This window comes from Nonomuraea sp. NPDC049758, assembly GCF_040674635.1.
Classification (GTDB): Bacteria; Actinomycetota; Actinomycetes; order Streptosporangiales; family Streptosporangiaceae; genus Nonomuraea.
In genome coordinates this window covers 449,242-472,313 of the sequence record NZ_JBFAMZ010000005.1, presented here as the reverse complement: position 1 = coordinate 472,313, position 23,072 = coordinate 449,242, and the positions used below count along the sequence as shown (strand labels likewise).

Below are 23,072 nucleotides of genomic sequence, written 5' to 3'. Positions count from 1 at the left end.
ACCTACCCGGCGGGGGACATGATCACGCCTTCTCGTGCCGCCCGTGGCCGACCAGGCCGACGAACTCCTCCAGGCCGATCCGGCCGTCGCCGTCGGTGTCGGCGGCGTCGATGAACGCCTCGATCTCCTCCTCGGAGGCGCCGTGGACCCCCAGCGCCTCGTTGGCCTGCCTGATCTCGGCCGCGGTCAGCAGACCGTCGCCGTCGGTGTCGAAGCGACTGAACTCCGCCTCGGCGGCTTCACGACCGCTTGCCATCGGATACCTCCCCGTGATTGGACAAGGCGATATCTTCCGGCCTGATCGGAACGCGAGTCAACCGGAGCCCGGTCGCGGCGCGTACGGCGGCGGCGACGGCCGGGGTGGAGGAGAGCGTGGGCGGCTCGCCGGCGCCGCGGAGGCCGTACGGCGAGGACGGGTCCGGATTTTCCAGGATTTTCAGCTGCATGGGTGGCATGTCGAGCATGGTGGGGATCAGGTAGTCGGTGAACGACGGGTTCAGCACGCGGCCGTCGCGTACCTGGATCTCCTCCATGAGTGCCAGCCCGAGGCCCTGGGCCGTGCCGCCGTGGATCTGGCCCTCCAGCGCCTGCGGGTTCATGATCTTGCCCACGTCCTGCACCGCGGCCAGCTCCACCACCTTGACCAGCCCCAGCTCGACGTCCACGTCCACCACCGCGCGGTGCACGCACAGCGCGAGCTGCGTGTGCGAGTCGCCCTGCCCGGTCACCGGGTCCATCGGCTTCGTGGGCCGGTGCCGGTACTCGCGGGTCTCCTCGATCGGCCCGAACCTGGCCAGCGCCTCCCGCGGCGGCAGCCCCTCGAACCGCTCGCGCACCGCCTCGCAGGCCGCCTTGACCGCGCCGCCCGTCACGTAGGACTGCCGCGAGGCCGACGACGAGCCCGCGGAGCCCACGGCGGTGTCGGCGGTCGCCACCGTCACGTCCTCGATCCCCAGCTCGGTGCGCGCGATCTGGGCCTGGACCGTGACCAGACCCTGGCCCACCTCGGCGGCGGCGGTGTGCACGGTGACCCGCGGCTCGCCGCCGACCAGCTCGGCCCGCACCCGGGCCGTGGAGTAGTCGTCGAAGCCCTCGGAGAAGCAGATGTTCTTGATGCCGACGCCGTAGCCGATCCCGCGCCGCACCGACTCGCCGTGCGTGGTCTGCGAGACACCGCCCGGCAGCGCGCGCAGGTCCGCCCCCGCACGCGGGGCGGGCAGCGGCATGGCCTCCAGCTCGCGCAACATGCCGGCCAGCGGCGCGGGGGAGTCGATCACCTGGCCGGTCGCCAGCGCCGAGCCCTGGGAGACGGCGTTGCGCGCCCGGATCTCGACCGGCGACAGGCCGCACGCCTCGGCCAGCCGGTCCATCTGCGACTCGTAGGCGTAACACGCCTGCACCGCGCCGAACCCGCGCATCGCCCCGCACGGCGGGTTGTTGGTGTAGACCCCCGCGGCGTCGATCCACACGTTCGGCACCTCGTACGGCCCGGCCCCCAGCGAGGCGGCGTTGCCGACCACGGCTGGGGAGGAGGAGCAGTACGCGCCGCCGTCCAGCAGGATGTCGGCCTTGACGTAGACCAGCCTGCCGTCGTGCGTCGCGCCGTGCTCGTAGCGCATGCGGGCCGGATGGCGGTGCACGTGGCCGAAGAACGACTCCTCGCGGCCGTAGACGATCTTGACGGGGCGGTTCAGGCGCAGTGCCAGCATGCACGCGTGCACCTGCATCGACAGGTCCTCGCGGGCGCCGAACGCGCCGCCGACGCCCGACAGCGTCAGCCGTACCTTCTCCGGCGGCAGGCCCAGGCAGGGGGCGAGCTGGTCGCGGTCCACGTGCAGCCATTGGGTGGCGATGTACAGGTCCACGCCGCCGTCCTCGGCCGGGACCGCGAGACCCGACTCCGGGCCGAGGAACGCCTGGTCCTGCATGCCGACCTCGTACTCGCCGGTGACGACGACCTCGGCCTCGAACGTGTCGCCCTTGCGCACCGGCTGGCGCCTGACGTACTCGCGCGACTCGCGCGGATCGGTCACCGCCGGGCGCGGCTCGTAGCCCACCACGATGGCCCGCGCCGCCCTGCGCGCGGTCTCCGGATGGTCGGCGGCCACCAGCGCCACCGGCTCGCCCTGGTGGCGGACCTGGTCGATGGCCAGCACGGGCTGGTCCTTGTGGTCGAGCCCGTAGAACTTCTCGCCGGGCACGTCCTCGTGCGTCAGGACGGCCAGCACGCCCGGCATCCGCAGCGCCGGTCCCACGTCGATCGACCGGATCCAGGCCGACGGGTGCGGGCTGCGCAGCGTCACGCCCCACACCATGCCGTCGAGCCACAGGTCGGAGGCGTAGGCGAACTCGCCGGTCACCTTCAGCGTGGCGTCCGGCCGCCGCGCGCTCGTGCCGACCCCCGCGGCCCCGCCGACGCCTTCGGACCTGGTGGAGTGGACCGTCTCCGTCATTCTCCGAGTAGAGCACCGGCCCGGCCCGGCCTCCTATGCCCGTGACGTGAAATCCCGGTCATCGCTTGACAGAGCGGGCTTGTATATTCCTCCAAGTGCGCATCAGTGACCTGCTGGCGATCGACGAGCTGGGTCTCAGGCTGCTGGCCGGCGACCCGGCGCGCGAGTTCGGCACGGTCCACATCACCGACCTGCCCGAGCCGGGGCGCTACCTGTCCGGCGGCGAGCTGGTCCTGACCGGCCTGATGTGGCGCGACACCGCCGCCGACTCCGCCCGTTTCGTCACCGCCCTGGTCGAGGGCGGGGTGTCCGCACTCGGCGCGGGCGCGGCCCGGCTCGGGCACGTGCCCGCCGACCTCGTCTCGGCCTGCCGGCAGGCCGGGCTGCCGCTGGTCGAGGTGCCGGTCGAGGTCTCCTTCCGCACGCTGGCCGAGCTGGTCGCGCCCCGGCTGTCCGGCGACGTGCGCGACGCGCTCGGGCGTCACCGCAGGCTCGTGGCGGCCCTGGCCGAGGGCGCCGACCTGCGCGGGCTGTTCGAGCTGACCGCCGCCGAGCTGGGCGTCACGGGCGCCGTCGTGTCCGCGTCCGGTGAGGTGGTCGTCGGTACGGCCGCCGATCCGGCGGGGCTGGCCAGGGCGTACCTGACCGCGCCCCGGCTGCCCGCGCTGGCCGGCGGCGCGACGCTCTTCGCCGTCGGACGCGGCCACCGGGCGGCCGGCTGGGTCCTGGCCTGCGACGGCGACCTGCTCGGCTGCGCCGACCTCGGCTACGAGCTGGCCGCCTGCGTGGCACTCGAACGCGGCCGCCTGGAGGAGGGCCGCCGGGTCGAGCGCCGCCTGGCCGGGCAGCTCGTGGCGGCCGCCCTGGCCGAGTCCGACGCGGCCGAGCTCAACGCCCGGCTGCGCACGTGCGGCATCGACGCGGACGAACCGTACGCCGTGGTCAGCGCCACCGCCTCACGTCCCGGCGCCACCGTCCCACGCTCCGCCGCCCCCACCGCCCCCGCCGTCCTCGGTGGCCGGATCCTGGAGGAACTGCTCGCCCGCGAGGTCGTCGCCGCCCCCGTCCCCGCCGAACCACCTCAGGGAAGCGGCGGCGGTGGGGCGGTGGCGGTGGTCGCGTTGCGGGGGAGGAGCGTCGGGGAGCTGGCCGTGCGGTTGCGGGCCGGGGCCGCCGTGCTGGCCGCGCTGCCCGGCACCCGCCTGAGCGTCGGCCTGAGCGGCGCGCTGACCGGCGCCGCCGCGCTCAAGGGCGGCGTGGCGGAGGCCGGGCACGCCAGGCGGCTGGCCGAGGCCCGCGACGGCGGCGTGGTCACCAGCGACGAGATCTACACCCACGCGCTGCTGCTGGCCACCGTGCCCGGCGACGTGCGCCGCTCCTTCTCCGACCGGCTGCTGTCCCCGCTGCTCGCCTACGACCGCCGCCACCAGTCGGGCCTCGTGCGCACGCTCGACGTCTTCCTCGACTGCTCGGGCTCGTGGAACGCCTGCGCCGAACGGCTCCACGTGCACGTCAACACGGTCCGGTACCGCGTGCGCAGGATCGAGGAGCTGACCGGCAGGAACCTGTCGGCGATGGCCGACCGCGTCGACTTCTTCCTCGCCCTCCGCGACACCACCCCACCCGCCTGACCTCACAGCTCCCGTCCGGCCACCCTCATCGCCTCCCGCACGGCCGCCAGCTCGGCCCCGGCCCGCTGCTCCCAGGTGGGGTAGCCGTGCCGCCGCGTGAGATCGAGGGCCTGCGTCACGTAGTCCAGCGCGTCGTCGAGCTTGCCCAGGGCACGCGAGGCCTTCGACAGGGAGACCAGGCCGTTCACCCGGAACATGTAGCCCCCCGAGTAGAGCACGGTGGTGGCGGCGCGGATGTGCTCCAGGGCGCGTTCGGCGTCGTCGAGTTCGAGCAGCACCTCGCCGAGTGACAGGCGGAAGAGCCCCTCGTGGGTGGTGTCCCCGGCCACCTGAGCCATCGCCATGCCCTCCGTGAGAGCCCGGCTCGCCTCGACGGGACGCGCGGTGCCCTGGTAGGCCATGCCGAGCATGAGCAGGGCGAAGCGGACGCCCACCTGCGCGCCGGCGTCGCGCGCGACGGCGAGCTGGCGTTCGGCGTAGGGCAGCGCCTCCGCGAAGCGCTGACCGGTGACGTAGGCGTTGGCGAGGTTGCCCAGCGCCCGCAGCTCGCCGAAGGAGTCACCGAGGCGCGTCGCCAGCTCCAGCTCCGCCTCCAGGTGGACGACCGCCTCCTCGGTCCTGCCGGTCAGCCGCATGCCGTTGGCGATGTTGTCATGGGCGATGAGCGCCGCCCGCTCGTCGCCGAGCCGCTCGCAGACCCGCAACGCCAGCGTGTTGAACTCGATGATCTCCTGACTCGCACGGGCTCGCTGCTGGTGCCACTTGAGCGCGAAGGTCAGCGTCACGCCCAGCTCCGCGATCTCGTCGTCCGCCGAGTTCAGCGCCTGGACGGCCGCGGCGCTCAGGACGTGCGCCTCCTCCAGGAACCAGGACTGCGCCTCCGCGGCGTCGGCGAACTCGCGACTCGGCCCGTCGACGTGCCGGGCGAGCTGCACCCGATGCGGGTCGACGGTGACGCTGCTCAGCCGGGCGGACGCGGCGAAGTAGGCCAGCGCCCGAGCCAGCGGCCGCTTCCAGTCCTCGGGACGCAGCTCGCCGGCGAAGAGCCGGACGAGGTCGTGCAGCTGGTACCGGCCCGGTTTGGGGCGATCGACCAGATGGGCGTCGGCCAGCCGGTCGAGCGCGCGCCGCGCCTCCTCCACCCCGGTGCCGAGCAGCATCGCCGCCACCTCCGGGGTCACGTCCGGCACGTTGAGCAGGCCCAGCAGCGGCAGGGTGTCGGCGGCCATCCGGTCCAAGGGCCGCGGGCTCGCCGCCAGGCCACTGTGGCTGCCGCTGAGGCTGGAGCGCACGGCCAGGTCGCCGGCCGTCAGCTCGCGCAGCCGGCCGCGTTCGTCGGTGAGCCGCGCGGCGAGTGTGCCCACGCTCCACTCCGGATGGTCGGCCAGGCGCGCGCCCGCGATTCTCAGCGCGAGCGGGAGGCCGTCGCACAGGCGCACCAGGGCGGCGGTGTGGCCGGCGTCGGCCGCCACCCGCTCGTCGCCGGCCAGCTTGGACAACATGGCCGCGGCCTCGGGCTCGGAGAACGGACGGAGCCGCAGCTGCACGCAGTCGTCGCCGGCCGTGAAGGACTCCCGGCTGGTCACGAGCACGGTCACGCCCAACGGCGTGCCGAGGAACGGCCTGATCTGCGCCAGGCCGGCCGCGTCGTCCAGGAGCACCAGCAGCTTCCTGCCGTGCAGTCTGCTCCGCCACATCGCCGCCGCCTCGTCCACGTCGGCGGGGATGTCCTCGTTCGAGGCGCCGATGCCGCGCAGCAGCCGTCCGGCGATCTCGTGAGCCGGCAGCGGCGCGACGCCCGGCGTGCCGCCGCGTAGGCCGATGGCGAGCTGCCCGTCCGGGAACCGGTCCTCGACCGCGTGTCCCACGTGCACGGCGAGCGCCGACTTGCCCACACCCGGCGGCCCCGAGACGGCGACGACCGGATGGGGTGGCCCGTCCTCCGGCGCCAGCAGCGATCTCAGCCGGGCCACCTCCTCGGACCGGCCGACGAACCCGATGAGATCGCGCGGCAACTGCCGGGGCACGGGGGGACGGGCGGACGCGGGCTCCTCGGCACCGCCGGACAGGACCAGCCGGTGCGCCGCGCGCAGGCCCTCGCCGGGCAGGACGCCGAGCTCTTCGTCCAGGATGCGTCTGGCCCTCTCGTAGGCCAGCAGCGCCTCAGCCGGGCGGTCGGCGCCGTGCAGGGCCAGGACGAGCAGTTCGTGCAGGCGCTCCCGCAGCGGATGGCGTGCGACGAGCTCCTGGAGGCCGGTGACGGCCTCGCGCGGCCTGCCGAGATGGAGCAGGGTCTCGGCGCGGCCTTCGGCGGCACTCAGGAACAGCTCGTCCAGCCGTGCGCGCTCGGCCTCGGCGAACGGCCCGGCCAGGCCGCTCAGGGCCACGCCGCGCCACAGGGCCAGCGCCCGGTCCAGCAGGCGCAGGGTGTCGTCGCCGCCGGCGGGACCGAGGAGGCGCGCCGCGTCCACCAGCTCCGTGAACAGGCAGGAGTCCACCTGGCCGGGAGCGAGGAGCAGCCGGTACCCGCCGGCCTCCCCGACGAGCACCGTGGAACGCCGGCCACGCTCGCGACCCGGTTCCAGCGCGCGGCGCAGCCCGGCCACGTACGTGTAGACGCTCTGCTCGGCGCTGGGCGGCGGCGCCTCCCCCCACAGGCCCTCCAGAAGCTGCCCCATCGTGACGACCCGGCCCGGGGGAGAGGCCAGCATCGCCATGACCGCGCGCTGGCGGGCGGCCCCCAGCTCGACCTCCTGGCCGCCGAGCACCCCGGTCACCGGGCCGAGCAGGCGGACGCCGACGTCGTCGGTCATCGGAGCCTCGCGCGGGCCTCGTGCACGGCGGCCTGTTCCTCCCTGGCCTCCGTCTCCCATTCGGCCAGCCCGTCGGCCCCGGCCACGGCCTCGGTGACGTGGGCGAGGGCCAGGTCGAGCTTGCCCATGGCCCGGTACGTGCGCGACAGCCCGACCAGGTCGCGCAGCCGCCCCACCCGGTAGCCGGCCCGCTCGATCAGCTCCAGGGCGATGAGGTAGTGGGGCAGGGCGTGCTCCGGCTCCCCCCGGCCCAGGTGCACCCGGCCGAGGACCGCGCGCAGCTGCGCCTGGTGTGTGCGGTCGCCCACCTCCTCGGCCTCGGCCAGGGCCCGGGCGAGGATCTCGTGCGCCTCCTCGGACCGGCCGCACGCCTGGTGGGCCTCGCCGATGACGAGCATGGCGTACCGGGCGCCCACCCGCGCGCCGATGAGGTCGGCGATCGCGAGTTGCTGTTCGGCCAGGACGATCGCCTGCTCGTACCGGCCGTCGTTGAAGTACGTGTTGGCGAGGTTGCCCAGCGCGCGCTGCTCGGAGAAGGCGTCGCCGAGCCGCCTGGCCAGGGCCAGCTCGGCCCGCAGGTGCCCGACGGCCTCCTCACGCCGCCCGCCCATGCGCAGGGTGTTGGCGAGCAGGCCCCTGGTGTGCATCATGCCCTCCAGGTCGCCGAGCCGTTCGCACACCGTCAGGGCCGCCGCGCTGAGCTCGAGCATCTCGCGCGTCCGGAAGCTCCGCTGGCAGGGCCATTCCAGGGCGAGCGTGAGCGCCACGCCCATCGCGGCGATGTCGTCGTCCTCGGCGGCGAGCGCCTGGCGGGCCGCGGCCTCCAGCACGCCCTCCTCCTCCTGCAGCCAGGCCGTCGCCTCCTCCTGGCTCGCGACCGGGTGCGCGGCCGCCTCGGGAGCCCTGCCGCGCTGGACGCGATGCGGATCCGCCAGGCTGCAGGCCAGGCGGGTGGAGGCCGCGTAGTACGCGAGCGCGCGCAGCACCGGCTTCTTGGGGTCAGGGGGACGCAGCTCGCCCGCGAACAGCCGGACGAGGTCGTGCAGCTGGTAGTGGCCCGGCCGGGGGCGGTCGAGCAGGTGCGCGTCGGTCAGCCGTTCCAGGGCCAGGTCGGCGTCGGCGGGGTCGGCGCCGAGCAGGGCCGCGGCGGCCTCGGCGGTGATCTCGGGCACGTGCAGCAGGCCCAGCAGGGACAGCGTGCGAGCGGCCAGCCGGTCGAGGGGACGTGGGCTGCGTTCGAGGGCGGCGAAGCCGGCCGCCAGGCTGGACCGTACGGCCAGATCGCCGGCGACCAGCTCGTGCAGCCGCCGGCGTTCGTCGCCCAGGCGGCCGGCCATCGTGGCGACGCTCCAGTCGGGGCGGCTGGCCAGGCGGGCCCCCGCGATGCGCAGCGCCAAAGGCAGGCCGTCGCAGAGCCGGACGAGCTCGGCGGTGTCGCCCGCGCCGGCCCGCACGCGCTCCTCGCCGGCCAGCCCGGCCAGCATCGCGGCGGATTCCGCGGGGGACATCCGGCCGAGTTCGAGCTGGTAGGAGTCCTCGCCCCAGGTCATGCTCTCGCGGCTGGTCACCAGCAGCGCGGTGCCGAAGGGGGTGGACAGCAGCGGCCGGATCTGCGCCAGGTCGGCGGCGTCGTCCAGCAGGACGAGGACCCGGCGGCCGTGCAGGAGGCTGCGCCACGTCGCCGCCGCCTCGTCCAGGTCGGCCGGTACGGCGTCGGCCGCCACCCCCAGCCCCCGCAGGAACCGGCCGAGCACGTCGAGCCCGGTCAGCGCGGGCAGCTCCGGCGTCGCGCCGCGGCAGTTGACGAACAGCTGGCCGTCGGGGAAGCGCTCCTGGACCAGATGGGCGACCTGGGCGGCCAGCGCGGACTTTCCGACCCCCGGCGGCCCGGAGACGATCACCAGCGGCGTCGGCGGATGCCCGCCGTCCGGCGCCAGCCGCGTCTCCAGCTCCGCCAGCTCCCGCGAGCGGCCCACGAACCCCGCCAGATGGCGCGGGAGCTGGTGGGGCACGCCGTCGCCCCGCCAGGGCGAGGGCTCCCCGCGCAGCACCTGCTGGTGACACCTGCGTAACCCCTCGCCCGGCGTCAGGCCCAGCTCCTCCAGGAGCAGCACCCGGCCCTCCTCGTAGACCTCCAGCGCCTCGGCCTGGCGGCCCGACCGGTAGAGGGCCAGCATGAGCAGCTCGCGGGTGCGCTCGCGCACGGGGTTGCGGGCGGTCAGGTCACGCAGCTCGTCGGTGATCTCGTGGTGGCGGCCCAGACGCAACAGGCTCTCGTGCCGCTGTTCCAGCGCGGTCAGGCGTAACAGCTCCAGACGGGAGCGTTCCCGTTCGGCGAACGGGCCGGTCAGGCCGCTCAGCGCGGTGCCGCGCCACATCGCCAGGGCCTCGTCCAGGAGCTGCACGGCCCGGCGGTCGTCCCCGTCGCGGCGGCGCCGACCGGCCTCGTCCAGACGTTCGGCGAAGCGCACGGAGTCGACCTGTCCGGGCCGGACGTTGAAGACGTATCCCGCGCCGGTGCCCGACAACAGCCGCGACGGGGCACGTCGCCCGCGGTCTGGCTCGAAGGCGCGGCGCAGGCCGGCGACGTAGGTGTAGACACTCTGCTCGGCGTTGCGCGGCGGTTCGTCGCCCCACACCCCGTGGACGAGCCGACCCATGGGGACGGGCCGGGAGGCGGCGCAGACGAGGATCGCGAGGGTGGCCCTCTGCCTGGCCGGGCCGAGATCGAGGGGCTGGGATCCGCGTTCGGCGTGGACGGCGCCGAGCAGGCGAATGTAGATGTCCTCGCTCACGCGTCCCCCCTGTTCGGCCCCTACATCGCCCTCATCAAGGCAGCGTAATCAGAATCCTGGGGCGCGGTGAAGCGGTCGGAGGACTGTAGATCGAATGTAGACGCCTTCGACTACGCTCTGGTCGGGGAATGGAAGAGAGGGCACGTCGACAGTTCGCTCGGTGTCTTGTCGTGCGCCGAGCAGCGGCTGACAAGGTCAGTGCGGTACCGAACATTGAGGTGCGCGTCCGCACCCCCTCTTCCCGGAAACGCCTAGCAGCAGTAGATCACGTCCATGTTCGTGGAGAGTGCAGACGTTTCGGCGTTTGCGGCCGTAACATTGCCTCCAATGGTTACCGCGACGATTAGTGCGGCGGCCAGCGCGAACAGGGCACTACGCATGCGCATGGGGGTTCTCCCTCGCCTATGTGGGGTTGCTCGGACTTCATCATCTCAGGGAGCAACGACTGTGACCACATCTGACCTGGTCGGACTCCGCATTAAGACCGTCCGGCGACAACGCGGCCTGTCGCAGGCGCAGCTGGCGCACCCGGAGTTGTCGGACAGCTACGTCTCCTTGATCGAGAGTGGCAAGCGTACTCCTACCCCCGCAGTCCTGGAGCTGCTGGCCCAGAAACTCGACTGTTCGCTGTCCTATCTGATCAACGGTGTCACCGCCGAGCAGATGGAGGACATCGAGCTGGCGCTCGGCTACGCGCGCCTCGCACTCGAGAACGGGGAGGTCTCCGAGGCACGCACGCGCTTCACCGAACTGTTGGCGAACAACAACCTGACAGGCTTGACGGCACTTCGTCAAGACACCGAATTCGGACTCGCGCTGGCGACCCAGGCGGCCGGCGACCTCGACGACTCGATCGCCATCCTGCACAGGCTGCGTGAAGAGGACGACCTGTCGGCCGACCGGCGCGTCGAGATCGCCATCAACCTGTGCCGGGCCTACCGGGAGAGCGAACGGCTCACCGAGGCGGTCGAGGTCGGCGAGCAGATGATCAGCAACACCTCTAGGCCCGCCTGGAACGACCTGCTCGTGGAGCTCGGCGCCACCTTGCTGGCTGCCTACCTGGAGCGCGGCGACCTGCTGCGCGCCCGGCAGTTCGCGGCCGAATTGCTGAACGCCGCCGACGCGCTCGGCACCCCGCGCTCGATCGTGGCCGCCAACTGGCTGGCCTCCATCACGGCCGCCGCCACAGGTCACGCCGAGGAGTCCGTGTCCTTCGCCGAACGCGCCATGGCCGTGCAGCTCGAACACGGTGCGCCGCGCAGCGTCGCGATCATGCGGGCGGCGCTCATCCAGAGGCGATTCAAGGCGTGGCCGAGCGAGGCCGCCGCGGCCCGCGACGGTCTGCGCCAGGCCATCGTGGAGCACGAGCAGACCTCCACCAGCACCATCGACCGGGCCCGCGTCCTGGTGGAGCTGGCGCTCGCCGAGGCGATGACGGGCGATCTGGACGAGGCCGTCGAGCACGCCAAGACCGGCAAGGGCATGCTGGCGCACGCGGGATCGGCGCTCGGGGCGGAGGCCGACCTCCTCCTCGGCAAGATCTACGGAGCCGTCAACCGCCTCGACGAGGCCAAGGGGCACGTCGACTCCGTCCGCGACTGGCTGGCGCCGCTGCCCGACTCCCGGCGATCGGCGGCCACCTGGTACGCCACCGCCGAGACGATGGAGCAGCTGGGCGACTCCGACGGCGCCGTGGACGCCTACCAGCGGGCTCTCGCCTGCGCGGGGCTGTAGCGAGGTCAGGACCGGGCGGTGGCGTCGGTAGCCTTGGGGGTGCCATGAAGAGTTCCCCGCTCGCGGCACTCACCGCGATTCTCGCCGCCCTGTTCGTGCTCGGCACCGCCACCCCGGCGCTGGCCCACGACTCACTCAAGAGCAGCGACCCGGCCAAGGGCGCCGAGGTCGAGGCCCTCGACGAGGTCAGGCTGGAGTTCACCGCCAAGGTGCGCATGCCGTTCGTCATCGTCCGGGGCGCGGGCGAGGCCGTCTTCCAGGAGGGCAAGCCCGAGGTCGACGGCGCGGTGGTGCGGCAGGCGGTCAAGGGGCCGCTGCCGGGCGGGAAGTACACCCTCGCCTACCGGGTCGTCTCCTCCGACGGCCATCCCATCGAGGGCGAGATCCCCTTCACGGTCAAGGCGGCTCCGGCGGCCTCGCCGAGCGCGCCGGCCACCGACGCGGCGTCGGCCGCGCCCTCCACCGCCGCCCCCGCTCCCTCCTCCGCCGGTCCGGTAGCTCCCGCGGCCGACCAGGCGGCGGCCACGCCGAAGGGCGGCTTCCCGACCTGGCTGGTCATCGTGATCGGCGCGCTGGTCGGCATCGGCATCGGTTTCCTGTTCAGCGCGCGGAAGAAGAAGCCATGAGCAGAACGGCGCGGCTCGCGCTCGCGGGTGCGGTGGCGGCGGTCGCCGCCCTGGTGATCGGCATGATCGCCGGGGGCAGGGCCTTCCCCAGGATCATCCCCGGGCTGCCCGACGCCGGGGCGGTGGTCAGGTGGGGCCTGCCGGTGTCCAAGCTGCTGATGGACGTCACCGGCGTGCTCACCGTCGGCCTGCTGCTCACGGCCGCCCTGCTGCTGCCCAACGACAAGGGCATGCTCGGCAAGCCGGGCCTGCTCTACGTCAGGGCGTCGTCCTGGACGGCGCTCGGCTGGGCCGCCTCGGCGTTCCTGGCCATCGTGTTCACCACGGCCGACTCCTGGGGCCGTACGGTCCCGCAGATCCTCAACCGGGAATACCTGACCAGCACCGCCACCCAGACCACCCAGGGCGTGGCGCTCACGCTGGTGGTGCTGTTCGGGGTGGCCATCGCGCTGTTCTCGCGCGGCGCGATCACCGCCGGGGCCGCGGCCGGCCTGCTGGTGTTCGCACTGGTGACGATGTTGCCGCCGCCGCTGACCGGCCACACCTCCTCCTCGCCCAACCATGACCTGGCCACCTCGGCGGTCTCGCTGCACCTGCTGGCGCTGGCCCTGTGGGTGGGCGGCCTGGTCGTGCTGGCCGCGCACGCGATGCGCGGGCAGCCGCAGCTCACCGTGGCCGCCGCCCGGTTCTCCGCGCTGGCGCTGTGGTGCTTCGTCGCGGTCGGCCTGTCCGGCGTGTTCAGCCTGGTCGCCCGGCTCGGCGCGCTGTCCGACCTGTGGACCACCCAGTACGGCCTGCTGGCCCTGGCCAAGATCGTCGCCTTCGTGCTGCTGGGTTACGTCGGCTACTGGCACCGGCAGCGCACGCTCGTCGACCTGGAGGCCGGCCGGCCCAGGGCGTTCACCCGGCTGGCCGGCGGCGAGACGCTGCTCATGCTGGCCACCGTCGGGCTGGCCGTCGCGCTGTCGCGCACGCCGCCCCCCGAGTTCAGCGTGCCCGCCGACCGGGCCTTCGAGCTGCTCGGCTTCCCCGTCCCGCCGGAGATCACGATCGCGAACGTGTTCTCGCTGTGGTGGTTCGACCTGTTCTTCGCCGCGGTGGCCGCCGTGCTCGCCGGGCTCTACGGCGCCGGCGTCCACCGGCTGATGCGGCGCGGCGACTCCTGGCCGTGGGGGCGCACCGCCGCCTGGTTCATCGGCATCGCGCTGCTGGTGTTCGCCACCCAGAGCGGCCTGGCCCGCTACGCCAAGGTCCTGTTCGACGTGCACATGATCGAGCACATGACGCTGTCCATGATCGTGCCGATCTTCCTGGTCCTGGGCGGCCCGGTCACGCTGGCGCTGCGGGCGCTCAAGCCGGCGGCCAGGCGGGGCGACAGGGGCCCCCGGGAGTGGATCACCACGATCCTGCACAGCCGGGCGGTCAAGGTCATGTCCCATCCGGTCGTGGCGACGGCCATCTTCGTCGCCTCCACCTACGCCCTCTACTTCACGCCGCTGTTCGAGTCGGCCATGCAGGAGCACCTGGGGCACATCTGGATGACCCTGCACTTCCTGCTCAGCGGCTCGCTGTTCTTCTGGGTGATCATCGGCGTCGACCCGGGCCCGAGCCGGCTGCCGTACGTCGGCCGGCTGCTGATGCTCTTCGTCACCATGCCCTTCCACGCCTTCTTCGGCATCGCGCTGATGATGACCGGCTCGGTGATCGCCGCCGGCTGGTACGAGCCGCTCGGCCGTACGTGGGGCGCCAACCTCCTGCAGACCCAGCAGGACGGCGGGGCCATCGCGTGGGGCTTCGGCGAGATCCCGACGCTGCTCGTGCTGCTGGCCATCGCGGCCCAGTGGTACCGCGACGACGAACGGCAGGCTCGCCGCGCCGACCGCAAGGCCGACCGGGGCGGCGCACGCGACACCGAACTCGACTCCTACAACGACTATCTCGCCCGTCTCAACCGCGCTGACAAGGGCGAGTAGCGGTTCGGCCATGGCACCCTATCCTCGGCTCACAGGTCTCAGGACCGCCGGGTAGCCTGTCTCACAGGGGAGAAGGGCATAACCTCATCAGCTAGCGTGCGCAGACCTTGAGGGGGGATTGCGCGACGCGTGCGGGGCGCCGGAGTGGGGACCGGCGCGGGCCCGGGGTGCCGAGGAAGGCGAGACCATTGGCGGAAGAGACACGCATGCGCGGGGGGCAGAGCCTGGCCGAGGCGCTCGAAGGCCTCCTGGCGCAATGGTCGGAGCGGACGGGGATCACCGTCGAGACCTGGGCGCTGCCCGGCACCGACGTGCCCTCGCGGGTGTCCGGCGGCGTCATGGAGACGATGCGCGAGGCGCTGTCCAACGTCGAGCGCCACAGCCGGGCCCGTACGGTCGCGGTGGCGGTGACCACGGGCCCGAGCGGCCTGCGCCTGACGGTCAGCGACGACGGCCAGGGCTTCGCAGAGGGCGGCGCGGGGCGCGGGATCGCCCGGATGCGGGCCGCGTTCGCCGAGCTCGGCGGCACCCTGTCGGTCAACGGCGTGCCCGGCGAGGGCACGACGGTGAGCGGGGCGATCCCCAGGCGACGCTGACGGCCGGGGCCGGTCAGGGGAGGGTCAGGATCTCGCTGCCCGTCTCGGTGACCATGATGGTGTGCTCGAACTGGGCCGTGCGCTTGCGGTCCTTGGTCACCGCGGTCCACTTGTCGGGCCAGATGTCGTAGTCGATCGTGCCCAGCGTGAGCATCGGCTCGATGGTGAACGTCATGCCCGGCACCAGCTCCACCCGCAGCGACGGGTCGTCGTAGTGGGGGACCATGAGGCCGGAGTGGAAGCTCGTGCCGATGCCATGACCGGTGAAGTCGCGCACGACGCCGTAGCCGAAGCGCTTGGCGTACGCCTCGATGACGCGGCCGACCACGTTGAGCTGGCGACCGGGGGCGACCGCCCTGATGGCCCGCATCATGGCCTCGCGGGTGCGCTCGACCAGCAGGCGCGACTCCTCGTCGACCTCGCCCACCAGATAGGTGGCGTCGGTGTCGCCGTGGACGCCGCCGATGTAGGCGGTGATGTCGATGTTGACGATGTCGCCGTCGCGCAGCACGGTGTCGTCGGGGATGCCGTGGCAGATGACCTCGTTGATCGAGGTGCACAGCGACTTGGGATAGCCCTTGTAGCCCAGCGTGCTGGGGTAGGCGCCGTGGTCGATCAGGAACTCGTGGCCGATGCGGTCGAGCTCGTCGGTGGTGACGCCCGGGGCGATGTGCCGGCCGACCTCTTCGAGCGCCTGCGCGGCGATGCGGCCCGCCACGCGCATGCGCTCGATGATCTCGGGGGTCTTCACGTCGGACTCGCCGGTCGTGGGGCGCTTCTTGCCGACGTACTCCGGCCGCTCGATGTGGGCGGGGACCTTCCGGACGGGCGAGACTCGCCCGGGCTGGAGCAGTGTCGTCATGAAACACGAGTCTACGGGGCAGAATTGACCATGTGAGCGAAGGCCAGTGGTGGTTCTGTCTCAAGCACATGCGGGTCGAGCCCGACCAGGGCTGCCCCAACAAGGACCGGATGGGTCCCTACGCCTCGGAGGGGGAGGCGGCGGGCGCGTTGCAGCGCGCCGCCGACCGCAACAAGGCGTGGGACGAGGCCGAGCAGGAGGACGAGTGACCCCCGCCTACGGCACCACGGCGTAGGCCCGCACGGGGAAGGTGCCCATGCCCGCGATCATCGGGGGCGCGGCATGGAACCTGAACCCCTCCGCGGGCAGCGCCGACAACCCCGTCAGGTGCTCGACGATCGGGATCCCCGCCTTCAGCAGGATCGTGTGGGCGGGGCGTTCGCCGTGCGGCGGGGTGTCGTCGATGTTGAGCGAGTCGATGCCGACCAGCGCCGCCCCCTGCTCGGCCAGCCACGCCGCCGACTCGGGCGCCAGGTACGGGTGGTCGCGGAAGTAGGCGCCGGTGCCGAAGTGGCGGTCGAAGCCGGTGTGGATCAGCACCGCCCGGCCGCGTACGTCGAGCGCGGTGTCGAGCGCGGTGTCGAGCACCACCTCGCGGCCGTCCCCCGAGGCCGGCACGACCAGGCCGGGCAGGTCGGCCAGCCTGCTCAGCGGCACCTGCGCCAGGTCCTGGCCGCCGGCGTAGCGGTGGTGCGGGGTGTCCAGGTAGGTGCCGGTGTTGGCGGCCAGCGTGATCACCCCGATCTCGAACTCGGTGCCCGGGGCGTAGACCTCGCGTGAGTCCTCCCTGCTCAGGTGGATGCCCAGCGTCGGCCCCGGGACGCCGGGGTAGGTGGTCATGCCCTCGGTGATGCGGTGGCTGAGTTCGACGATCATTTGGCGGCTCCCACCCGGACGAGTCTGACGAGGGCCACCGTGCCGATCGCGGCCCAGACGAGGTTCAGCCCGGTCGAGGGCCAGGCGGCGTTGTAGGCGCTGTTGACCATGAGCCCGAGAGCGCCGAGCAGGTTGACGACCTGGTACGTCGCGCCGTCGCCGGACAGCCGCGCGGACGAGACCAGGGCGTACCCGGCCAGCAGCAGGGCGGCTCCGGCCCAGCCGACGGCGTCGAGGAGGAGATCCATGGCCGATATTCTCTGGATTTTTGGCCTTAAAGCACAAATAAAGAAAGCTAAAGGTAGACGTAAGCTGACCTGCATGGATATTGATCCTCGACGCCTGCGTGTCCTGCACGAGGTCGCCCGCCGCGGCGGCGTGATGCGCGCGGCCGAGGCGCTGTTCCTCACCCCCTCCGCGGTCTCCCAGCAGCTCGCCCAGCTCGAACGCGAGGTCGGGCTGGCGCTCATCGACCGCTCCCAGCGCCGCGTCTCGCTCACCCCGGCTGGACGCGTGCTCGCCGGGTACGCCGAGCGGGTCGAGGAGGAGCTGAGCGAGGCCAGGAAGGAGCTGACCAGGTTCACCGAACGCCTGGCCGGGCCGGTGCGGATCGCCGCCTTCCCCACGGCCATCAAGCACATGCTGGTGCCCGCCATGCGCGCCCTGGCCGAGCGCCACCCTCGCATCACGCCGGTCATCCACGAGGTCTACGGCCAGCCCGCCCTCCAGGAGCTGCGCCTGGGCGCCGTCGACCTGCTCATCACCGAGCAGGACATGAGCCTGCCGGTCCCGGCGCAGCCGTCGCTGAACGTCCGGCCGCTGCACGTGGACGAGTTCCGGGTCGTGCTGCCGCCGGACTGGCCCGAGCCGGAGTCGACGGCCGACCTGATGCGCCTGCCCTGGGTGGCCGCCGAGCCGGACCAGGCGTGCGGGCAGGCGCTCGACCGGCTCGCCGGGATCCACGGCGTCGAGCCGCGCAGGACGCACGTCGTCACCGACTTCTCGCCGGTGCTCGCGCTGGTGGCCGCCGGGCACGGGGTGGCCATCGTGCCTGCGCTGGCCCTGCTCGACGTGCCGGAGGGCGAGGTGCGGGTGAGCGAGGTGCGGGAGGTGGGGGCGCGCCGCCTGGACGCGGTCACCCGGGTGAGCAGGACGCGGTCGGGCGAGCCGGACCCGGTGCAGGCGGTGGTGATCGGCGCCATCGAGGAGGCCACCGAGAACCTGCGGGCCGCCCTCGGCCCCCGCCTCGCCGCCCAGCCCTGACCCGGGAGCCGCCGTCGGCCCCTGTCTGGCCGACCGGCCCTGACCCGCGAGCCGCGTTCTACTCCGACAGGCGGGGGCCGCTGACCTTCTCCAGCAGGCGGGCCAGCCGCTCGCGCAGCCCCGCCCGCCGCTCGACCTCACCGGCCGCCGCGCTGACCAGGTGCTGGGCGCCGTCGAAGGTGATCAGCCCGGTGGCCGGGACGGCGATGGCGTCGTGGGCCAGCCCGCTCAGCTCGGAGTCGGCGCCCTCGATCGCCAGGATGGTGGCCCCCGTACGGCGGGCGTCGTCGACGCGTTCCAGCAGCGGGACGGGCGCCGCCTGCTCCGACAGCACGAACAGGGTCTCGCCGCGGCCCGCCTGCCGCAGGCGGTCGAGGCCGACGCGCAGGTGGGCGGGGGCGTCGGCGGGCGGCGACCAGCGGATCAGGGTGGGGGCGAGCTGCGGCAGGCCGGAGAACCTGGCCTCGTCGCTGAGGTGGGCGGTGACGTGCCAGGGCTCGTCGTCCGGGGGGCCGACGAGCAGCAGGCCGCCGGGCGAGCGGGTGGTCCGCAGGGCCAGGCCCAGCTCGCGGGTGCGTTCGAGCCAGCCCGTCGTGGCCAGGAGCTCGCGCAGGAATGCCACCGAACCTGAGTCCATGCCTCCATGGTGCACGAGGAGCGCGGCGGAGGTGGCCCGTTCGCCGCCGGGTGCCCGCCCCCGGGCTGCGGCGCGTGCGGCCGGGGCTGGCATGATCGGAGCCATGACAGATGTGAACGGGCTCTCCATCGCGATCCTCGGCGGCACCGGCGACCAGGGGAAGGGGCTGGCGCGGCGGTTCGCGCTGGCCGGGCACACGGTGCTGATCGGCTCGCGCAGCGCCGAGCGGGCCCAGGAGGCGGCCGGCTCGATCGGCTCGGGCGCGCGGGGCGGGGCCAACGCCGACGTGGCGGCCGAGGCCGACGTCGTGATCGTGGCGGTGCCGTACGAGGGGCACAAGGCGCTGCTGGAGTCGTTGCGCGCCGAGCTGGCCGGGAAGATCGTGGTCGACTGCGTCAACCCGCTCGGCTTCGACAAGCAGGGCGCCTACGCGCTGCCGGTGGAAGAGGGCAGCGCCGCCCAGCAGGCCGCCGCGGTGCTTCCCGAGAGCCGGGTCGTGGCGGCCTTCCACCACGTGTCGGCCGTGCTGCTGATGGACCCGGCCGTGGAGAAGGTCGACCTCGACGTGCTGGTGCTCGGCGACGACCGCGAGGCCACCGACACCGTGCAGGCGCTGGCCGAGCTGATCCCGGGGGTGCGCGGCGTCTACGGCGGCCGGCTGCGCAACGCCCACCAGGTCGAGGCGCTGACCGCCAACCTCATCTCGATCAACCGCCGCTACAAGGCCCACGCCGGGCTGCGCGTCACCGACGTCTAGAGCCAGCCCGCGTCCTCGGCGACGCGGACGGCGTCGATCTTGTTGCGGGCGCCCGTCTTGGTGATCGCGGCCGTGAGGTAGTTGCGCACCGTGCCCGCCGACAGGTGCAGGCCGGCGGCCATCTCCTCGGCGGTCGCGCCCCTGGCGGCCTGGCGGAGCACGGTGGTCTCGCGGGGGGTGAGCGGGCTCTCGCCGTACTCCATGGCCGAGGAGACCAGCTCGCTCTCCAGCACGCGCAGGCCGGCCGAGGTGCGCCTGATGGCCTCGGCCAGGCGCTCGCCCGGCGCGTCCTTGACCAGGAACGCCTCGATGCCCGCGGCCAGCGCCCGGCGCAGGTGGCCGGGCTGCCCCATGGCCGTGAGCACCAGGATCCGGCAGGACGGGAGCCGTTCGCGCAGCTCGGCGGCGGCGGTGATGCCGTCGGTCACCGGCAGGTCGATGTCCACGACCGCCACGTCGGGCCGGACGTCGAGGGCCACCGGCACGATCTCGTCGCCGCGCACGACCTCCGCCACCACCTCGATGTCCGGCTCCAGCCGGAGCAGGGCGGTGAGCGCGGCGCGGATCATGTGCATGTCCTCGGCCAGCAGCACCCGGATCACGCCGGAACCTCCATGGTCAGCAGGAAGCCGCCGCCGTCCGTGGGGGCGGCGGCGCACGTGCCGCCCGCCTGGGAGGCCCGTTCGGCGAGCCCGGTGAGGCCCCCGCCGGGCTCGGCGCCGGGTTCAGCGCCGGGCTCGTCGGCCGCGCCGTCGTTGGCGACCTCCAGGCGGACCCGGCCGTCGCGCAGCGACGTGGTGATCGTGCAGGTGGTGGCCCTGCTGTGGCGCAGGACGTTGGTGACCGCCTCGCGCACCCCCCACGCCAGGGCCTCCTCGGCCCGCCGGGGCAGCGCCACGTCGGCCAGGTGCGCCTGGCAGCTCACCCCCGACGACTCCAGCAGCGCCGCCGCGCGGTCGGTCTCGCCGCTCAGCGACATCGCGCGGTAGCCCCGGGCCACGTGGCGGACGTCCTGGGCGGCCTCGCGGGCGACGCGTACCAGCTCGCCCACCTCGCCGCGGGCGGAGGCGGGGTCGCGGTCCATCAGGCGGGTGGCCAGGTCGCCCTTGAGCGCGATGGCGGTGAGGCTGCGGCCCAGGCCGTCGTGCAGGTCGCGGGAGATGCGCAGGCGTTCCTTGAGGACGGCGGCGTCGGCCAGCTCGGCCCTGGCCTCCTCCAGCTCGGCGGCGACGCGGACGAGCCGGACCAGGACGTAGATCATCGACCCGGTGATGGGGATGGCGATCACGTAGAACAGGGTGATCACGGCGTACTGGGGGCCGATCCACATGGTGGCGCCCTCGTACAGCATCATGAGGACGACCAGCGGCACGGCCCAGCGCAGCCCCAGGAACACCAGCAGCGTCCCGGCCAGCAACGGGGCGGCGATCGACGACCAGCCGCTCGGCAGCAGGTAGTCGCCCGCGTAGGTGACGACGGCCTGGAGCGCCAGCGTGGCCGGGAACAGCGGAGGGCGCCCGCCGCGCAGGGCGGCCCGCATGTTGACGTAGTGGGTGGAGACGACGGCGACCGTCACGGCCGCCGCGAGCAGCCCGATCGCCGGGCCGCCCATGAAGTAGAGCAGCCCGATGAGCGAATAGACGACCGAGACGCCCGTGATGAGCACGCGCGCGAGCCTCTGCGCCGAGGACGAGACCACCACAGCAGCGATTATGTCCGACTCAGGACCGGCGCGGTTCCCAGCGGAACCACAACCGGATCGCCACCACGCCCACCACCGCCCAACCGGCCAGGACGAGCGCCGGCACGAGCGCCTCCCCGGTCTTCGCCGCGTGCACCACGGCCGAGGTGGGCAGCAGGTCCAGCACCGGGCGCAGCCACGAGGGCAGCGGGATCGGCCCCATCGCGCCCGCCGACACCGCGGCGACCAGGAACACCGGCATGGCGAACGCCCCGGCCAGCTCGCCGCGCGGGATCGCCGCCGTGTACGCCGCCCCCAGCAGCGCCATGACGACCGAGCCCGCGGCGGTCATGGCGGCGAACAGCAGCGGGTCGTCCGGCAGCGGCACCCCGGCGGCGAACCGCACGGCCACCGCGCACAGCACGATCACCAGGAAGGTCTGCGTGGCCGTGCCGGCGACCTGGCCGACCAGGATCTGCGCGTCGGTCAGCAGCCCGGCCCGCAGCCGCTTGAGCACGAGCTGGTCGCGCCGGTTGGTCAGGGCGACCGCGATGTTCATGAACGCGGTGAGCGCCAGCACGATCGCCAGCGAGCTGTGGAACACCGCCGTCGCGAACGGCACGCCGCCCCCGGTGACGTGCCGCATCATCGCCGGCATGCCCACGGTCAGCCCGACCGGGGTGATCACCGAGGCGGCCAGCATGGCACGGTCGCGCCAGAACAGGCGGGTGCCGAGACGGTAGGTGGCGGTCAGGCTCATCGGGCGCTCCTGGGCAGGTCGAGGAAGAGGTCTTCGAGGGTGGCCGCGCGGACCTCCAGGCCGGTCAGCCGCAGCCCGCGGCCGGCCGCCCAGGTCAGCAGCGTCTGCGCGGCCAGGTCGGGGTCCTCGGCCCGGCAGACGGCGATGCCGCCGTCCACGGTGACCGGCAGCGGCAGGTCGTCCGCGGAGACCCCGGCGGGCAGCCGGAACGTCACCCGTCCGCCCCGCGCGGCCAGCGTCTCGGCCATCCCGCCGGCCGCGACGATCTCACCCCTGTCCATGATCGCCATGGACGAGGCCAGGCGCTGGGCCTCCTCCAGGTAGTGGGTGGTGAGCAGGATCGTGGTGCCGCGCGCGGCCAGGCCGGAGACGACCTCCCACGTGTTCGCGCGGGCCTCGGGGTCCATGCCGGTCGTGGGCTCGTCGAGGAACAGCACGTCGGGGCGGCCGAGCAGGGCGAGCGCCAGGTCGAGCCGGCGCTTCTCGCCGCCGGAGAGCTGGCGCACCCTGGTCCCGGCCTTGTCCGTCAGGCCGGCCAGGTCGAGCGCCTCCCCGGCCGGGCGCGGCGCGGGGGTGAAATCCCGCCAGACCGCGACCGTCTGGGCGACCGTCAGGTCGGGGAAGAACCCGGCCTCCTGGAGCATGATGCCGACGCGCTGCCGGACGGCCGCGCGGTCGGACCAGGGGTCGAGGCCGGCGACCCGTACGGCGCCGCCGTCCGGCCGCTGGAAGCCGGCCAGCACCTCGACCGTGGTGGTCTTGCCGGCGCCGTTCCGGCCGAGCAGGGCGAAGATCTCGCCCTCGCCCACCCGGAACGTGACGCCGCGCACCGCCGCGAATGTCCCGTGGTTCTTCCTGAGCTCGTTCACCTCGATCATGTGTCCGACTATGGCCGGACAGGTCAGGGGGCCGACAGTGAAGAATTCACGACTTCCTGGACAGCTTCAGCAGCGCGTCCGTGACCCCCTCGGGGTCGATCACCTGGTGCAGGTGGAGGCCGGGCAGCCGGGTCACCGGCCAGCCGCGCCCGGCCGCGTCGCGGGCCACCTCCTCGTACGGCGGCCCGAACCACAGGCACGAGCACCTGACCGCGTCCCAGCCCGCGGGCACGGGGACGGGCTGCGTGTAGTAGTCGAGGGGCAGTCGCGGCTGCTCGCCCGTGACCAGCAGCCGCTGGGCGGGGTCGGGGAGCATGGCCACGATGTCCTCCTCGTCCCACCAGTCGGTCCAGCGCGGCAGCACGCCGTCGGGGCCCGCCAGGCCGCGCAGGAACGGCAGGAAGCCCTCCTCGGCCGTCCTGACCAGCCCCTGGGACGGCGGCACGTGCGCGTCGGCGAACACGCAGGCCACCACCCGGTCGCCCAGCCCCTCCTTGATCACCGGCACGAAGAACCCGGCGTTGCTGTGCGCCACCAGCACCAGCGGCCCGTCGGAGGGCACGGCCGCGCGCACCGCCGCGACCACGCGCGGCCAGTACGGCGCCCCGCCGGCGGACACGCCGGTCAGGTCGGGGACGACGGCCGCCCGGCCGCGCCGCCCCAGCGACTCGGCCACCGGAGCCCACGTCGAGGGCCCGACGGAAGGGCTGTGCACCAGCACGAAGGTCGTTTCCATG

Annotated in this window: 21 protein-coding genes; 8 read left to right on the top strand and 13 right to left on the bottom strand. The window is 73.4% G+C overall.

The features are described 5' to 3' along the window. Positions 1-22: 22 nt before the first annotated feature. Complete coding sequence (locus tag AB0J46_RS16515; RefSeq protein WP_364332021.1) at positions 23-256, bottom strand: EF-hand domain-containing protein; 234 nt, start codon at positions 254-256, stop codon at positions 23-25. Continuing rightward, positions 240-2,453 (bottom strand): molybdopterin cofactor-binding domain-containing protein, encoded by a 2,214-nt coding sequence (locus tag AB0J46_RS16510; RefSeq protein WP_364332018.1) that lies wholly within the window; start codon positions 2,451-2,453, stop codon positions 240-242. The genes AB0J46_RS16515 and AB0J46_RS16510 overlap by 17 nt, the downstream gene beginning before the upstream one ends. A 95-nt stretch (positions 2,454-2,548) precedes the next feature. Between AB0J46_RS16510 and AB0J46_RS16505 the strand changes: the two genes are divergently transcribed. Further along, positions 2,549-4,084, top strand: coding sequence for a helix-turn-helix domain-containing protein (locus tag AB0J46_RS16505; protein WP_364332015.1), 1,536 nt, complete (start codon positions 2,549-2,551; stop codon positions 4,082-4,084). Between the two features lie 2 nt (positions 4,085-4,086). Here the strand turns inward: AB0J46_RS16505 and AB0J46_RS16500 are convergent, their stop codons facing one another. Then, positions 4,087-6,897 carry a BTAD domain-containing putative transcriptional regulator gene (locus tag AB0J46_RS16500; protein ID WP_364332012.1) on the bottom strand — a complete coding sequence of 937 codons (2,811 nt, stop codon included), beginning with the start codon at positions 6,895-6,897 and terminating at the stop codon, positions 4,087-4,089. Then, complete coding sequence (locus AB0J46_RS16495; protein ID WP_364332009.1) at positions 6,894-9,692, bottom strand: BTAD domain-containing putative transcriptional regulator; 2,799 nt, start codon at positions 9,690-9,692, stop codon at positions 6,894-6,896. Before AB0J46_RS16495 ends, AB0J46_RS16500 begins: the two co-directional genes overlap by 4 nt. Before the next feature lie 447 nt (positions 9,693-10,139). On the opposite strand from AB0J46_RS16495, the gene AB0J46_RS16490 reads away from it, so the two are divergent. The 4 genes from AB0J46_RS16490 to AB0J46_RS16475 all read left to right on the top strand — a co-directional run bounded on the left by AB0J46_RS16490 (position 10,140) and on the right by AB0J46_RS16475 (position 14,621). After that, positions 10,140-11,426 (top strand): helix-turn-helix transcriptional regulator, encoded by a 1,287-nt coding sequence (locus tag AB0J46_RS16490; RefSeq protein WP_364332006.1) that lies wholly within the window; start codon positions 10,140-10,142, stop codon positions 11,424-11,426. A gap of 44 nt (positions 11,427-11,470) precedes the next feature. Beyond that, complete coding sequence (locus tag AB0J46_RS16485; RefSeq protein ID WP_364332003.1) at positions 11,471-12,052, top strand: copper resistance CopC family protein; 582 nt, start codon at positions 11,471-11,473, stop codon at positions 12,050-12,052. Beyond that, positions 12,049-14,025: a cytochrome c oxidase assembly protein gene (locus tag AB0J46_RS16480; RefSeq protein ID WP_364332000.1), complete on the top strand. Its 1,977-nt coding sequence runs from the start codon at positions 12,049-12,051 to the stop codon at positions 14,023-14,025. The genes AB0J46_RS16485 and AB0J46_RS16480 overlap by 4 nt, the downstream gene beginning before the upstream one ends. A gap of 206 nt (positions 14,026-14,231) precedes the next feature. After that, positions 14,232-14,621 carry an ATP-binding protein gene (locus AB0J46_RS16475; protein WP_358294264.1) on the top strand — a complete coding sequence of 130 codons (390 nt, stop codon included), beginning with the start codon at positions 14,232-14,234 and terminating at the stop codon, positions 14,619-14,621. Positions 14,622-14,634: 13 nt separating this feature from the next. On the opposite strand, the gene map is transcribed toward AB0J46_RS16475, so the two are convergent. Beyond that, entirely contained in the window at positions 14,635-15,483 is an 849-nt protein-coding gene (gene map, locus AB0J46_RS16470; RefSeq protein ID WP_357992860.1) for a type I methionyl aminopeptidase, read from the bottom strand. A 32-nt stretch (positions 15,484-15,515) separates the two neighbouring features. Here map and AB0J46_RS16465 point away from each other — a divergent pair, with 32 nt between their 5' ends. Then, positions 15,516-15,692, top strand: a complete 177-nt coding sequence (locus AB0J46_RS16465; RefSeq protein ID WP_364331997.1) for a hypothetical protein — start codon at positions 15,516-15,518, stop codon at positions 15,690-15,692. A 7-nt stretch (positions 15,693-15,699) separates the two neighbouring features. Here AB0J46_RS16465 and AB0J46_RS16460 read toward each other — a convergent pair whose 3' ends face one another. Continuing rightward, positions 15,700-16,359 (bottom strand): cyclase family protein, encoded by a 660-nt coding sequence (locus tag AB0J46_RS16460; protein ID WP_364331994.1) that lies wholly within the window; start codon positions 16,357-16,359, stop codon positions 15,700-15,702. Beyond that, positions 16,356-16,607: a hypothetical protein gene (locus AB0J46_RS16455; protein ID WP_364331991.1), complete on the bottom strand. Its 252-nt coding sequence runs from the start codon at positions 16,605-16,607 to the stop codon at positions 16,356-16,358. The genes AB0J46_RS16460 and AB0J46_RS16455 overlap by 4 nt, the downstream gene beginning before the upstream one ends. Before the next feature lie 73 nt (positions 16,608-16,680). On the opposite strand from AB0J46_RS16455, the gene AB0J46_RS16450 reads away from it, so the two are divergent. Continuing rightward, the gene (locus tag AB0J46_RS16450) at positions 16,681-17,622 is read left to right on the top strand and encodes a LysR family transcriptional regulator (RefSeq protein WP_352353485.1); all 942 of its coding nucleotides are present in this window, start codon (positions 16,681-16,683) and stop codon (positions 17,620-17,622) included. A gap of 58 nt (positions 17,623-17,680) precedes the next feature. Here AB0J46_RS16450 and AB0J46_RS16445 read toward each other — a convergent pair whose 3' ends face one another. Next, positions 17,681-18,259 (bottom strand): hypothetical protein, encoded by a 579-nt coding sequence (locus AB0J46_RS16445; protein ID WP_364331988.1) that lies wholly within the window; start codon positions 18,257-18,259, stop codon positions 17,681-17,683. A 103-nt stretch (positions 18,260-18,362) separates the two neighbouring features. Here AB0J46_RS16445 and npdG point away from each other — a divergent pair, with 103 nt between their 5' ends. Next, on the top strand, positions 18,363-19,016 hold the full coding sequence (gene npdG, locus AB0J46_RS16440; protein WP_358294256.1) for an NADPH-dependent F420 reductase: 654 nt from the start codon (positions 18,363-18,365) through the stop codon (positions 19,014-19,016). Here the strand turns inward: npdG and AB0J46_RS16435 are convergent. Genes AB0J46_RS16435 through AB0J46_RS16415 form a run of 5 tightly spaced genes read right to left on the bottom strand, consistent with a single transcriptional unit; the run spans position 19,013 to position 23,071 of the window. Then, positions 19,013-19,618 carry a response regulator transcription factor gene (locus AB0J46_RS16435; protein ID WP_364331984.1) on the bottom strand — a complete coding sequence of 202 codons (606 nt, stop codon included), beginning with the start codon at positions 19,616-19,618 and terminating at the stop codon, positions 19,013-19,015. The two genes, npdG and AB0J46_RS16435, sit on opposite strands and share 4 nt — an antisense overlap. After that, positions 19,615-20,718 carry a sensor histidine kinase gene (locus AB0J46_RS16430; RefSeq protein WP_364331981.1) on the bottom strand — a complete coding sequence of 368 codons (1,104 nt, stop codon included), beginning with the start codon at positions 20,716-20,718 and terminating at the stop codon, positions 19,615-19,617. The genes AB0J46_RS16435 and AB0J46_RS16430 overlap by 4 nt, the downstream gene beginning before the upstream one ends. A gap of 19 nt (positions 20,719-20,737) precedes the next feature. Next, entirely contained in the window at positions 20,738-21,457 is a 720-nt protein-coding gene (locus tag AB0J46_RS16425; protein ID WP_364331978.1) for an ABC transporter permease, read from the bottom strand. Further along, positions 21,454-22,335 carry an ABC transporter ATP-binding protein gene (locus AB0J46_RS16420; RefSeq protein WP_364331975.1) on the bottom strand — a complete coding sequence of 294 codons (882 nt, stop codon included), beginning with the start codon at positions 22,333-22,335 and terminating at the stop codon, positions 21,454-21,456. Before AB0J46_RS16420 ends, AB0J46_RS16425 begins: the two co-directional genes overlap by 4 nt. Positions 22,336-22,381: 46 nt before the next feature. Beyond that, the gene (locus AB0J46_RS16415) at positions 22,382-23,071 is read right to left on the bottom strand and encodes an alpha/beta hydrolase (RefSeq protein WP_358294246.1); all 690 of its coding nucleotides are present in this window, start codon (positions 23,069-23,071) and stop codon (positions 22,382-22,384) included. Position 23,072: the final 1 nt, after the last annotated feature.